At 69.5% G+C, this 12,404-nt stretch carries 12 protein-coding genes and 1 pseudogene; 5 read left to right on the forward strand and 8 right to left on the reverse strand.

What is annotated here, in order from left to right; genetic code table 11:
• The 6 genes from ACFOSH_RS37530 to ACFOSH_RS37555 all read right to left on the reverse strand — a co-directional run.
• The coding region (locus tag ACFOSH_RS37530; RefSeq protein WP_378245356.1) for a DUF222 domain-containing protein at positions 1-794 on the reverse strand (794 nt) is incomplete at its 3' end.
• A 15-nt stretch (positions 795-809) separates the two neighbouring features.
• Positions 810-1,337, reverse strand: a complete 528-nt coding sequence (locus ACFOSH_RS37535) for a helix-turn-helix domain-containing protein (RefSeq protein ID WP_378245358.1) — start codon at positions 1,335-1,337, stop codon at positions 810-812.
• A 245-nt stretch (positions 1,338-1,582) separates the two neighbouring features.
• Positions 1,583-2,374, reverse strand: coding sequence for an ABC transporter permease (locus tag ACFOSH_RS37540; protein WP_378245360.1), 792 nt, complete (start codon positions 2,372-2,374; stop codon positions 1,583-1,585).
• Positions 2,371-3,321, reverse strand: a complete 951-nt coding sequence (locus ACFOSH_RS37545; protein ID WP_378245362.1) for an ATP-binding cassette domain-containing protein — start codon at positions 3,319-3,321, stop codon at positions 2,371-2,373. Before ACFOSH_RS37545 ends, ACFOSH_RS37540 begins: the two co-directional genes overlap by 4 nt.
• A gap of 32 nt (positions 3,322-3,353) precedes the next feature.
• Complete coding sequence (locus ACFOSH_RS37550; RefSeq protein WP_378245364.1) at positions 3,354-4,199, reverse strand: DUF4097 family beta strand repeat-containing protein; 846 nt, start codon at positions 4,197-4,199, stop codon at positions 3,354-3,356.
• 51 nt (positions 4,200-4,250) lie between these two features.
• Complete coding sequence (locus ACFOSH_RS37555; protein ID WP_378245366.1) at positions 4,251-4,778, reverse strand: toxin-antitoxin system HicB family antitoxin; 528 nt, start codon at positions 4,776-4,778, stop codon at positions 4,251-4,253.
• 524 nt (positions 4,779-5,302) lie between these two features.
• Here ACFOSH_RS37555 and ACFOSH_RS37560 point away from each other — a divergent pair.
• Complete coding sequence (locus ACFOSH_RS37560; protein WP_378245378.1) at positions 5,303-5,872, forward strand: helix-turn-helix transcriptional regulator; 570 nt, start codon at positions 5,303-5,305, stop codon at positions 5,870-5,872.
• An 18-nt stretch (positions 5,873-5,890) separates the two neighbouring features.
• Here the strand turns inward: ACFOSH_RS37560 and ACFOSH_RS37565 are convergent, their stop codons facing one another.
• The gene (locus ACFOSH_RS37565; RefSeq protein WP_378245368.1) at positions 5,891-6,535 is read right to left on the reverse strand and encodes a helix-turn-helix transcriptional regulator; all 645 of its coding nucleotides are present in this window, start codon (positions 6,533-6,535) and stop codon (positions 5,891-5,893) included.
• 93 nt (positions 6,536-6,628) lie between these two features.
• On the opposite strand from ACFOSH_RS37565, the gene ACFOSH_RS37570 reads away from it, so the two are divergent.
• Positions 6,629-8,866, forward strand: coding sequence for an ATP-binding protein (locus ACFOSH_RS37570; RefSeq protein ID WP_378245370.1), 2,238 nt, complete (start codon positions 6,629-6,631; stop codon positions 8,864-8,866).
• Between the two features lie 46 nt (positions 8,867-8,912).
• Here the strand turns inward: ACFOSH_RS37570 and ACFOSH_RS37575 are convergent, their stop codons facing one another.
• Positions 8,913-10,358 (reverse strand): amidase, encoded by a 1,446-nt coding sequence (locus ACFOSH_RS37575; RefSeq protein ID WP_378245372.1) that lies wholly within the window; start codon positions 10,356-10,358, stop codon positions 8,913-8,915.
• A gap of 141 nt (positions 10,359-10,499) precedes the next feature.
• Here ACFOSH_RS37575 and ACFOSH_RS37580 point away from each other — a divergent pair, with 141 nt between their 5' ends.
• The 3 genes and pseudogenes from ACFOSH_RS37580 to ACFOSH_RS37590 all read left to right on the forward strand — a co-directional run.
• Positions 10,500-11,147, forward strand: a complete 648-nt coding sequence (locus ACFOSH_RS37580; protein WP_378245374.1) for a TetR/AcrR family transcriptional regulator — start codon at positions 10,500-10,502, stop codon at positions 11,145-11,147.
• 201 nt (positions 11,148-11,348) lie between these two features.
• Positions 11,349-12,017: a helix-turn-helix transcriptional regulator gene (locus tag ACFOSH_RS37585; RefSeq protein WP_378245376.1), complete on the forward strand. Its 669-nt coding sequence runs from the start codon at positions 11,349-11,351 to the stop codon at positions 12,015-12,017.
• 145 nt (positions 12,018-12,162) lie between these two features.
• Positions 12,163-12,404 (forward strand): annotated as a pseudogene (locus ACFOSH_RS37590) (glycosyltransferase); the annotation flags it as partial.

Below are 12,404 nucleotides of genomic sequence, written 5' to 3' on the forward strand. Positions count from 1 at the left end.
ACGATGGTGGTGCGGTCCCCCGACAGGGTCGGGGCCTTGTCGTTGGTCATCGCGTAGTGGATCGCGTCGAACAACGCGTCCCCATTGCGCTCACCAGGAGTGCGCGGATCGCGGTTGCCATCCTCATCGACAGGTCTTCGCTGCCCCCACGTCTCGAACAAAGCATTCGCGCGAGCCCCGAACTCCGGATCCAGCAACCCGGTCAACCGCCACCAGCCATTGTCACGTTTCCGCAGATACACCTCACGCGACGGCGGTGTCAGGTCCTCGTCCTTCGGCTCGCTGCCGTCCGGGTCGAGATGGGCCAGGAGATCCGCTCCGACGTTGGTGATCTCCTGCGGACCGGCGTGACGGGCCAGGTCCACCAGGATCTGTTCCGCCCCGGACCGGTCTTCTGCTGAGGCGTCGGCGGGGATCTTCTTCAGTACCGCGAGGATCGGATCCGGCTGCTGATGGCCGAGGTCACCCACGGCCGCCGCGGCCCCCGCGATCGGGGCCTTCGCGGGGACGGGTGTGCCATCCAGATTCCGGCCCACGTTCAACTCCAAGGCCCGCGCCACGGTGTCACGTGCTTCCTTGGGACTGATGCGGGCGGTCTCGGCGAACCAGCCCGCCGTCGACCCATGCCCGAACAACTCCATCGCACCCCGGGCCTCGATCTCCACCAGGAACTGCCCCACCTCCGCCAACGCCTGACGCGCCACCGACATACGCTCGACCACACCATGCGCGAGCTCCCGCGCACCAGCACGCCACAACTCCCGTGGCGGCTCGAGGATTCGCTGACTGAACACCCCGCAAGAATATCATCAATCGAATACATGTGCGAATGTGAACGCATTTCTCGAAAGGTATTTCACATTCAATGAGCCTTTTTCATCGGTGGTTTTCGAGGGTGAGGATGGCGTGGGCGAGGGTGGTGACGTGGTGGGTACTGCTGCGGACGCGGTGGAGGATGTGCCAGTTTTTGAGGGTGGCGAAGCCGCGTTCGCCGGGGCCGCGAAGTAGGGCCGGTTCGCGGCGATGCGGTCGGTCCGGATCACGATGCCGTCGAGGATGGCGTAGTTGGTGCGACTCCATGCCAGCTGCCATAACACGCTGGCCAGAGTGGGTGCCTGCGCGGCGAGCAAGGTGGTCGTCTCGCGGACGTAGCGGAACACCGTGGCGATGCTGATGCCGAACCCGGCCGTGAGCCGGGCATAGGTGTCGCCGTTACGCAGATACGCCAGCACCAGCAACCCCTGCCGTCCCGGCGGCAACCGCCGCCACGGCGACCCGATCCGGCGCCGGTGACCACGGGTCACCCCGGCGACATACCGCAACATGGTGCTGGACAACGACATACTCGACGGGCAGGAAAGCACAGCGAGGCGTGGTGACGTGTCAGGCTGGATGAAGGGAACTTTCACCGCATTCCCACGCGGGGCAGGCTCCCTTCACGTCACCCCCAATGCCACATTCGGCGCACGCCTCAACGGCGCGACACCTTTGCCTTGCCGTTCACGAACGTCACGAGCCAACGCCCCGGACCGGAACCGTGATGGCGGTTCCGGCCCGGGGCGACCCCCGGTTTCACTCCGGCTCAGCGGTCACGTTCCTTGGCGAACAAGGACTTCGACCACAGGTACCCCACGGTCGCGAGCAAGGCGCACCAGCCGACCGCGAGCCAGCCGCTGCCGCCGATCCGGGTTCCGAGCAGCAGTCCCCGGATGGTCTCGATGACCGGGGTGAACGGCTGGTAGTCGGCGAACCAGCGCAGCCAGGCGGGCATCGAGTCGGTGGGCACGAACCCGCTGCCGAGGAACGGCAGCAGCATGAAGATCATGGGTGTGTTGCTGGCCGTCTCGACGCTCTTGGCCGCCAGGCCCAGCGCCACCGAAAGCCAGGTGAGCGCGAGGGTCAGCAGCAACAGCAGGCCGGCGACGGCGAACCATTCGCCGACGCCCGCCGTCGGCGAGAAGCCGATGAGCAGCGTGACCCCGAAGACGACGGCGAGCGCGAACGCCGTCTGGATCAGCGCGCCGACGACGTGCCCGGTCAGGACCGAGGCCTTGCTGATCGCCATCGTGCGGAACCGGGCGATGATGCCCTCGGTCATGTCCGTCGCCACGGAGATGGCGGTGCCGAGCGCCGCGCTGCACACGGTGACGAGCAGGATGGCGGGCGTGACATAGCCGACGTACTCGGCTCTTCCTCCTCCCCCGCCGCCGAGCCCGTTCCCGAGTGTGCCGCCGAAGACGTAGACGAACAGCAGCAGGAACACGATCGGCTGGCCGATCAGCATGATGGTGAGCGACGGATACCGTTGCATGTGCCGGATGTTGCGGCGCAGCATGGTCGCCGAGTCGCGCACCGAGAGGGAAAGGGTGGTCATCGGGCCATCTCCTTGGTCGCTTCGGTCCGGTGACCGGTGAGGCTGAGGAACACGTCGTCGAGATCCGGGGTGTGCACGGTGAGACTGTCGACGGCGACGGCTTCGGCGTCGAGCCGGTCCAGCACCGCGCGAAGAGCGGCGACGGTGCCATCGGTCGGCACGCGCAGCGCCAGGGTCTCTTCGTCCGAAGTGGACACTTGAAGCGCGCGGGTCGCGTCGCGCAGCGAGACGGCGTCGGGGAACTTCAGCTGCATGTGCCCACCGGGCACGCGCCGCTTCAGCTCGTCGGGCGTGCCCAGCGCGACGATCCGGCCGCCGTCGAGCACGGCGACCCGGTCGGCGAGCTGATCGGCCTCCTCCAGGTACTGCGTGGTGAGGAAGATCGTCACGCCGCTGTCGACGAGGTCCCGGATGATCTGCCACATCGTGCGACGGCTGCGCGGGTCGAGACCGGTGGTCGGTTCGTCGAGGAAGATGACCTTCGGGTCACCGATCAGCGTCATCGCCAGGTCCAGCTTACGGCGCATGCCACCCGAGAAGGTGGCCGGAGTCTTCTTCGCGGCGTCGGCCAGTTCGAACCGTTCCAGCAGTTCGGCGGCGCGCTTGCGCCCGGCGCGGCGCGGCAGATGGTGCAGATCCGCCATGAGGAACAGGTTTTCCTCACCGGTGAGGAGGTTGTCGACCGCGGAGAACTGGCCGGTGAGACCGATCGAGGCGCGGACGCCGTCCGGATCGGTGGCCAGGTCGGCTCCGGCGATCGTCGCGCCACCCGCGTCCGGACCGACCAAAGTGGACAGGATGTTGACCGTGGTGGTCTTGCCCGCGCCGTTGGGGCCGAGCAACGAGAAGACGGTGCCCGCCGGGACGTGCAGGTCGATGCCGTCCAGGACGACCTTGTCGCCGTAGGACTTGCGCAGTCCGGTCGCGGAGATGGCCGGGTTTCTCATGTGGATTCCCCTGGTGTGTAAGGACCGACGGGTCAGGAGCGGTGAACGATGACGTCGCCGACGGAGGTGCCGGCGTGGACTTCGACCTTGTCGGCCGTGGCGCCGGGCGCGGTGGCGGCGGCCATGTCGTTGAGGACGCGGCCGAAGCCGGTGTTCACGTCGAGCCAGGCCGCGCTGCCCTCGCGGATGCCGATCTCGATGTCCCCCATCGACGTGTCGAGGTCGAGCTTGCCCCTGGCCGCGTCGAGCACGCGGACAGAACCGTTGGCGGTCTTGGCTTCCACACCGGCTTCGGCCTTGTCGACGGTGATGTCGCCGTTGGCCGAGCGGAGCCGGATCGCGTCACCGGCCGTCCCGATCGTGGTGGAACCGTTGGAGTTCTTGACCACGGCGGCACCGGTGATCGCACCGACGTGCACGCGGCCGGAGCTCGTGCTGATGTCGGCGCTGCCGTCGACGTGCTCGACGACGATGTTCCCCGACGCGGAGTGCAGTTTCAGTTCACCGGCGTGGTCGAGCCGGATGTGGCCGGTCCCGGACTTGAAGCGGCACGCGCCGATCCGCCCGGTCGCGGTGAGGTCGCCGAGGCCGGTGCTCCCCTGCACCCGGGAACCGGCGGGCAGTTCGATGGTCACGTCGATCGACCTCGACCGGTTGGAGAAGTCGAGCAGGCGCATCTTCGGTGCGCGGACCGTCAGTGTGCCGCCGGAAAACTCGACGACGGTCCGCGTCGCGGCGTCGACGTCGGAGTCTTTGTCCGGGTCGAGCGGGGCGACTTCGACGACCGTGTCGGCACGGTCGCCGGCGACGATGCGGACGTTGCCGACAACCGGCTCGAGGTCCACGAGAATGGGTTCCGGGGTGGCGAAAGAAGGCATGGTTGTCCCCTCAAAGGTGGTGTGATCGGTGTTTGTGCTGGTCTAACGGATCTAGCTGACCCAGCCGGTGTAGCGCTGCGCTGCGCGGTGACCGCTGCTCGGCGACGCGGGCGGGGCGGTCTGTTCCGACGGCCGGAGCGCGGCGGACGCGGCCCGCACGAGCCACGCGTTGACCGAACGGCCCTGCGCCGCCGCGGCCTCCTCGACGCGCGCCTTGAGCTGTTCGGGCAACCGGAAGTTGATCCGGGCCGTGGCCCCTTCTTCGTCCGGCATCGGCGGCAGTGGCGGCGCCGGGGGTTCCGGCACCGTCGCGGCCACGGGCCCGGCTTGCTCGACGGCGGGAAGCGTGACGGCGAAGCTGGCTTCACCGGCGCGAAGCCGGACCTCGACCGAACCGGGCGCGAGGTCCCGGGTGATCTCGTCCGAGGCGGCGGACAACGCGTCCAGCAGCGCGAGACGGATGGCCGACGCGAGCGGCGCGGTCAAGCGTTCGGCGAGGGCGCTCGCCTCGGCTCCCCCCGCCTCGGCGGCGACGGCGAGCTCCCGGCGAACGTTGTCCACAAAGGGCGTCAAATCCATGACGCCATCATGGCACCACGGTGGCGCCAATGCAAGGCCGAAGTGGTGCCAAGTGGTGCCAAAGTGGCGTTTGTGCAGCTCGGGGCATCAAAAGACGTATTCGGGGATCGATCGGAGGGTGACCAGCCGCCGGCTTGGCGCATCGGCCTGGGCGGCTCGCGGCGCACGGAGGTCCGCTTCCACGGAAAGGCATCGGAGTGCCCCTTCGGCCATTGTCCACTGGCGGGGAAAGCAGACCGCGCGGAATGCGTTGCCGCGCCTATTCCGGCGGGCGAGAATTGCCGCGAGCCACGGAAAAGGGAGCGACCCACCGTCAGGTGTGGGGGTCACCGAGGTGGGTCGCCACCCGAAATCCACCGTACAAGAAGCCTGCTCGTTCGCGCGGGCAAGGCTTTCTGCACCGGGGACTCTTGACAATCGATGATCCACAGTGGACCGCCTGCCGGCCGTCCGCGGCAGAAGAGGAAAGCATGCGAGCAGTTCGGGTGAGCGTCTGCGCCCTGGACCCCATCACGAAAGCCGGAATGGCCGACCTCCTCGAAACCCGGGCGTCGGTGACGGTGGTCGACGGCCGGGAACGGGACGAGACCGATGTCGTCGTCGCCGCCTTCGACCGGCTTTCGACCGACGCGGTCACCGCGTTGCGTGAAGTCACCGTCGAACTCGGCAAGCCGATCGTGCTGCTGACCGACCGGATCGAGGAGGGCGGGCTCACGGCCGCGGTGGCGTGCCGGGTGGTCGCCATCCTGCCGAAGTCGGCGGTGACCGATTCCCGCGTGGCCGACAGCGTCCGCAGTGCCGCGTCCGGCGGGATGAGCCCGGCGTCCGACCTGCTCGGCAGGCTGGCCGAACACGCCGAGCGACTCCACCGGGAGATGCTCGCGCCGAGCCAGCCCGCCGGGGCCGCACTCTCCTCACGTGAGATCGACGTCCTGCGCTTGATGGCCGACGGGTTCGACACCCAGGAGATCGCGACCGAACTCTCCTATTCGGAACGCACGGTGAAGAACATCATCTACTCCGTCACCGACCGGCTGCGGCTGCGGAACCGGTCGCACGCGGTGGCTTACGCGATCCGGGAAGGTGTCATCTGAAACGCTCGTCCGCCCTGGTCAGATGAGGCCTTCGCGCAGTGCGTAAGCCACGACGTGCGTGCGATTGCGGAGACCGAACCGGCTGAGCAGGCCGTGCAGGATGTTCTTCACGGTCCGGTCGGAGTAGGCCACGCGCCGGGCGATCTCCCCGGTGTCGAACCCTTCAGCGAGGAGCCGGAGCACTTCGGTCTCCCGTGGCGACAGCCCGCTGAGGGTGAGCTCGCGCGGCTCGAGAACTTCCTTGTGCAGCCGCGAGATTCCCCGGAGCAGGCTGCCGAGCTGATCGGCGGGCAGATCGCCCCGGCCGGCGTGGGCGTCGGCGACCGCGCGCAGCAGCCGTCCGGGCGTCGCTTCGGAGCGCGCGACGACGACGGCGAGTCCGCGTTCCACCGCGGCCCACAGTTCGGTCTGATTGGGCTGATCGGCGACCAGCACCAGCCGGGCGGCCCCGGCCGGGATCCGGTGCGGCTCGTTTCCGGCGACCGCCACCAGGACGTCGGCCTTTTCCGGATCGTCCCGCAAGCTGATGCCGGGGCCGGCGCCGAGCGCACTGCGCAGGCCCGCGCGGACGAGCGGATCACCGGCGTGCACGGCGACCCGGATCTCCCGGCGCTCCTCGGTCCGCACGATCGGCCGGACGGGCGTCGTCATGGTCGTCGACATGCGTTCCAGGTAACCGGCCCCGGCGAAGGCGGGACAAGCGGAAGCGGGGGGCAGCTTTTCGCCACCGGAAGCCTGCCGGTTGAATGGACCTCGGTGGAACCCGCGGAGGCGAGCGAGAAACGGTCGGTGTTCGGCAAGCTCCTGCTCGAACACCGCCGAGCCGCGGGCTGGACACAGGGACAGCTGGCCGAGGCCTCGGGGATCAGCGTCCGCGCCCTGCGCGAGCTGGAACGCGGCCGCGCGCGAGCCGCGCAGCAGCGCTCCGCCGAGGTGCTGGCGGACGCGCTCGGCCTGACCGGCGGTGACCGGGAGTTCTTCCTGACCGTCGCCAAACAGGGACGGCGCCGGAACCCGGCGCTGGCCGCCCAGGTCGCTGCGACCTGCGCACTGCCCACGCCGCCGCCGGATCTGTCCGGCCGCGAACGTGAACTGGAGCAGCTGTCCGCGAAGGCCGCCGAGGGCGGCGTGGTCGCGATCGTCGGGCAGGCCGGGGTCGGGAAGACCGCGCTCGCGGTGACGGCGGCGGACCGGTGGCGCCCGGATTTCCCGGACGGCGGCTACGCGGTGGACCTGCGCGGGATGGACGACGAACCGTTGAGCGCCAGGGCCGCGCTCGACCGGCTGCTGCGCGCACTGGACGTCGCACCGGGGCAGGTCCCCGCTTCCGAAGGCGAGCGTTCGGCTTTGCTGCGGATGCTGCTCGAAGGCCGGAAGGTCCTGCTGCTGCTCGACAACGCCGCCGACGAGGCGCAGATCCGGCCGCTGCTGGTCGCCGGGCCCGACAGTCTCACCCTGATCACCTGCCGTCGCACGCTCGCCGGTCTCGAGGGCGCCCGCTGGCTGGGGCTCGAACCGCTTTCCGACGGAGGCGCGACCGGCCTGCTCTCCAGGATCATCGGTGCCGACCGCGTGCGCGCGGAACCCGACGCCGCGCGGGAGCTCGTCGAACTGTGCGGATACCTGCCGCTCGCGGTCCGGATCGCGGGCAACCGGCTCGCCACCCGGCCGCAGTGGTCCCTGGCCCAGCTCGCCGACAGACTGCGCGACGAAAGCACTCGACTGCGCGCGCTCGCGGCCGGTGACCTGCAGCTGCGGTCGGCGTTCGACCTGTCCTACCGCGCTGTCTCGACCGGGGCGCGGCGGTTGTTCCGGCGGCTGGCGACCGTGCCGGGCGCCGACTTCGGCCTCGAACTCGCGGGGGTCGTTTCGGGCGCGGCGGACGCCGACGTCCGTGATCACCTCGACGAACTCGTCGACGCCAGCCTCCTGCAGACCACGGCCGAGCCGGAACGTCACCAGTTCCACGACCTGATCCGCCTGTTCGCCGAGGAACGATTCGAGGCGGAGGAGGATCCGGCCGCGCGGGACATCGTGCTCGCCCACCTGCTCGGCAAGGCGGCGGAAGCGGCCAGGTTGTTCTACCCCAAGGCATCGGAGACCGGGCGGTTCGGCTCGCGGGACGAGAGCGGCCGCTGGCTGGACGTCGAGGGCGAGAACTGGGTCGCCGCGCAGCGGGTGGCCGCGCAGAAAGGCTGGCATCGGGAAGTCGGCGATCTCGCCGTCGCGCTGCACTGGTACTCCGACGGACGCAGCGCCCAGCGGCCGTGGCTGGAGATCTTCTCGCTCGGCGCGGCCGCGGCGAACGCGCTGGGCAACGCCGGGGACGAGGCGAAGCTGCTCAACTTCGTCGGCTGGGCGGCCAGTGTCTGTCTCGATGACGAGAAAAGCGCTGTGGCGGCGCATCGCCGCGCGCTGGACATCGCCGTCCGGATCGGCGACCGCGTCGAGCAGACCTGGGCGTCCATCTACCTCGGCCAGGTGCTGCGGTTGCTCGGAGAAGGCGACGAAGCGTTCGAGTTCGCGAAGCGCGGGTACGAACTGGCGGACGAACTGCCGTTCTGGGACGGGCAAACCTCGGCGCGGAACATCTACGGGCGCGCGCTGCTCGCCGCCGGACGGCATGCGGAGGCGCTCGCCGTGCACCGGGCCGTGCTCGCCGACGCCGAACGGCTGGCGGGTGACACGTATCCCGGTTTCCATCAGCTGCTGAAGACCCTGACCCTGCGCGCCATCGGTGACGTGCTCGGCGCGCTCGCCGAATGGCGGGAGGCGGCGGGCCACTACCGCACCAGCCGGTGGCTCGCGTGGGAAGGCGGTTTCGAAACGTTGGAGGCGAACTGCGCGCTCCGCGAGGGACAGGCCTGGCGAGCGGCCGGTGCCTTCGAGGAAGCCCGAGAGTGCCTCACCCTGGCCGTCGAACTCTCGCCCGAGCCGTCGTTCAGCGCCCGGCGGGAACAGGCCCTGGCCGAACTGGCGCTCCTGCCCGAATGATCGTCACCTCGTGAGTGGCCAGGACGGTTCTAACCGTCCTGACCACTCACGAGAACGGTGCGGGATGCCTCTCCGACCAGGGCGCGGCCTCCTCCAGTTGGGCGGCGAGCCGGATGAGGACGTCTTCGCGGTCCTGAGCGGCGACGAGCTGGACGCCGATCGGCAGCCCCTCGGCGTTCCAGTGCAGCGGCAGGGAGATCGCGGGCTGCCCGGTGATGTTGAACGGCGCCGTGAACGCCGCGCCGGTGGCGATCCCGGCGGCCAGTTCCTCGGGAGACTTCGCGTCCGGGGCGAGGACGCCGAGTTCGGCGGGCGGCGCGGGTGACGTGGGGGTGAGGAGGACGTCCAGTTCGTCCTCCCAGAGCGCCGCGACCCCGCGGGCCCACCGCTGCGACGAGAGCGATCCGGCGACCCAGTCCACGGCGGTGACCGAACGGCCCGCTTCGGCGAGCATCGCGTTCATCGGTTCCAGCACGGACGACGGCAGCGGTTCGCCGAGCCGTTCGGACCAGGCGTCGAGTTCCCAGGTGACCACGGCCGCGAGCAGCGCGGGCATGGTGTCGAACATCCCCGGCGCGTCCAGCGCGGCCGCGGCGGTGGGAGCGACCTGGTGGCCGAGGGACTCGAGCAGGCGGGCGGTCCGTTCGACGGCGGCGACGCTGTCGAAGTGCGCCGTTTCGCACGTGCCCGGGGAGGTGATCCGGAACCCGATCCGCAGGGAGCCGGGGTCCGCGCCGACCTCTGTCCGATATGGACGGTCCGGTGGTGCGGCGCGGTAGGGATCTCCCGGCGCGGCGCCCGCGGTGACGTCGAGGATCGCCGCTGTGTCCCGGACCGACCGGGTCAGGACGTGTTCGTGGGTGACCTGGCCCCAGTATTCGCCGAACTCCGGGCCGAGGCTGGTCCGCGCTCGGCTCGGCTTCAGCCCGACCAGCCCGCACGCCGACGCCGGGATGCGGATCGAGCCCGCCATGTCGTTGCCGTGCGCGACCGGGACCAGACCCGCGGCCACCGCGGCGGCCGACCCGCCGCTCGATCCGCCGGGGGACAGCGCCGGGTTCCACGGATTCCGTGTCGCGCCGTGCAGAAGCGGTTCGGTGGTGATGCTCGTCGCCAGTTCCGGCGTGTTCGTCCGGCCGCAGAACAGGAACCCCGCGGCCCGCAGGCGCGCGGCGAGATACGAGTCCGACGGCGCGCGCCAATCCCGGTCCCGCAGGACACGCATGCCGCCGTGCACCGGATCGCCCGCGGTGTGGCAGAGGAAGTCCTTCAGCAGCATCGGCACGCCGCGGAACGGTCCCTGCCCGTGCGCCGTCACCGCCTCCCGCCGGGCCTGGTCGAACCGGGTACTGACCACGGCGTTGAGCGCGCCGTCGAGCTTTTCGATCCGCGCGATCGCCGCGTCGAGCAGTTCCAGCGGTGACACCTGCCCAGTGCGGACCAGCTCCGCCTGAGCCGTCGCGTCCAACCAGGTGAAGTCGTCGCCAGCCATGAGGCCATTGTCGATCATCCGCGACCGGGCTTGCCGGTGATTCCGGTCGATCAGGGAGGTTCGTGCAACGGATCGTGCCCCTTCGATTCCTCCGCGACCGGAGCGCCGACTAAGCTTCGGGCCGACGAAGCGGGAGGGCCGATGACGGACGCGGACGGGCAGAGCCCGCGGGAGCGCTACCGCGACCAGGTGCGCACCGAGATCAAGCAGCACGCGTGGGAGCAGATCGCCACCGCCGGGGTCCCCGCGCTGTCGCTCAACGCGATCGCCAAACAGGTGGGGATGAGCGGCCCCGCCCTGTACCGGTACTTCGCCAGCCGCGACGACCTCATCACCGCCCTCATCCGCGACGCGTACCGAAGCCTCGCCGACACCGTCCGGGCGGCGTTCGACTCGGGCGCTGATCTGGCCGGGCTCGCCTTCACCATCCGGGACTGGGCGCGACGCGACCCGCAGCGCTATTTCCTCATCTACGGCACGCCCGTCCCCGGCTACCACGCACCCGAAGACACCACCGCCATCACGAGCGAGGTCATGGCGGTGCTGCTCGAAGCGTGCCGCGCGATCACCGTGGACAAGCCGGACACCCCGTTCGACAAGCATCTGGAAGGCCACCGCGACTGGGCCGGTGACGATCCGGCCCCGGCCGCGACCCTGCACCGCGCGCTCGCCTTCTGGACCCGCCTGCACGGCGTGCTCTCGCTCGAACTCGCCGGCCACTTCACCGGAATGAAGTTCGACCCCGATCTGTTGATTGCGGACGAACTGGACGACCTCACGACGCGGTGACCGGCGTCCGCCGAGTCCGATCACGTTCGCACTGAACCTTTCACCTCCTTCGGGCGTCTTGCCCTGTGACGGTGCCGCCGACCGTGGGAGCCCTGCTTCCGCGGTTGACATACAACGTTGTAACGTTATAGCTTCTAAGTAGTGCGATAACTACTAACGCTGCCGTCTCCGGGTTTCCGAGCGCTTCGGATAGGGACTTCGATGTTGATTCAAGGGGAGAAGATCACCAGGAGGACCGATCGCGTCAGAGTCGCCGTGCATGCCCCGGATCTCCTGGCCGGGCTCGGCACGACGAGCATTCTCGGCGCCGACGAACGGCTGGACGTGCTCGCCGACACCGACCTGGGACCGGCCGAGGTGATCGTGACCGTCGGGGATTCGATCGGCGACGGGGTTTTCACGTTCCTGCGCCAGGTTCGTGCCGCGTCGTCACTCGCCTCGCCGCCGAGGTGCGTGATCGTCACCGACCATTTCCCGGTCCAGGTCCTGATGACGGCGATCGAATGCGGTATGGCCGCGCTGCTGCCGCGGCGCGACCTCGACGGCGAACACCTGGTGCGGACGATTCTCGCGGTCAGCCAGGGCGCCGGCGCGCTGCCGCCGAGACTGCAGGGAAGCCTGCTCTCGCAGCTCGAACGCATCCAGGAGGACCTGCTGGTACCCAACGGTCTCGCGCTGTCCGGGCTGTCCGACCGGGAGCGGGAAGTACTCCGGCTGCTGGCCGATGGCCATGGCACGGAGGAGATCGCGGCCAAGCTCGCCTATTCGGAGAGCACGGTGAAGAACGTCCTCCATCGGGTGATGTCGCGCTACGGCCTCCAGAACCGCACGCACGCTGTCGCCTTCGCGCTACGCACCGGGTCTATCTGAAAGGTTCCGTCCAGAGTGGACGAGAGAGGGGGCTTTTCCTTGCCCCCTTCAACTTATAGCGGACATGGGGGCTTGCGGCAAGCCCCGGGTCGTCCCGCAGAATTGCCCGCCGAAGGCTGGAAGCTGCGGGAACGGGAGTCGCGAAGTGCGTGTTTTGCTGACGACGTGGGGATCGCGCGGGGATGTCGAACCCCTGGTGGGACTCGCGAGAGAAGTGCGGGAACTCGGTGCGGAAGCGCTGGTGGCCGCGCCACCGGACGAAGAGTTCGCGACGCTGCTGGAGCGGGCCGGTGTGCCACTGGTCCCGCTCGGCCCGACGGTGCACTCGGTGGTCGCCGGGCCGAAGCCGCCGACGGGGGAAGACGCCCTGAAGCTCGCCCCGGCGCT

Origin of the sequence: Amycolatopsis speibonae (genome assembly GCF_042647925.1) — a bacterium.
Classification (GTDB): Bacteria; Actinomycetota; Actinomycetes; order Mycobacteriales; family Pseudonocardiaceae; genus Amycolatopsis; species Amycolatopsis speibonae.

Coding starts and splice junctions, on each gene's coding strand:
- ACFOSH_RS37555 (WP_378245366.1), bottom strand. CDS start 4,778: ATGGATTTGACGCCCTTTGTGGACAACGTTCGCCGGGAGCTCGCCGTC.
- ACFOSH_RS37540 (WP_378245360.1), bottom strand. CDS start 2,374: ATGACCACCCTTTCCCTCTCGGTGCGCGACTCGGCGACCATGCTGCGC.
- ACFOSH_RS37585 (WP_378245376.1), top strand. CDS start 11,349: ATGTTGATTCAAGGGGAGAAGATCACCAGGAGGACCGATCGCGTCAGA.
- ACFOSH_RS37550 (WP_378245364.1), bottom strand. CDS start 4,199: ATGCCTTCTTTCGCCACCCCGGAACCCATTCTCGTGGACCTCGAGCCG.
- ACFOSH_RS37575 (WP_378245372.1), bottom strand. CDS start 10,358: ATGGCTGGCGACGACTTCACCTGGTTGGACGCGACGGCTCAGGCGGAG.
- ACFOSH_RS37580 (WP_378245374.1), top strand. CDS start 10,500: ATGACGGACGCGGACGGGCAGAGCCCGCGGGAGCGCTACCGCGACCAG.
- ACFOSH_RS37545 (WP_378245362.1), bottom strand. CDS start 3,321: ATGAGAAACCCGGCCATCTCCGCGACCGGACTGCGCAAGTCCTACGGC.
- ACFOSH_RS37565 (WP_378245368.1), bottom strand. CDS start 6,535: ATGTCGACGACCATGACGACGCCCGTCCGGCCGATCGTGCGGACCGAG.
- ACFOSH_RS37560 (WP_378245378.1), top strand. CDS start 5,303: ATGGCCGACCTCCTCGAAACCCGGGCGTCGGTGACGGTGGTCGACGGC.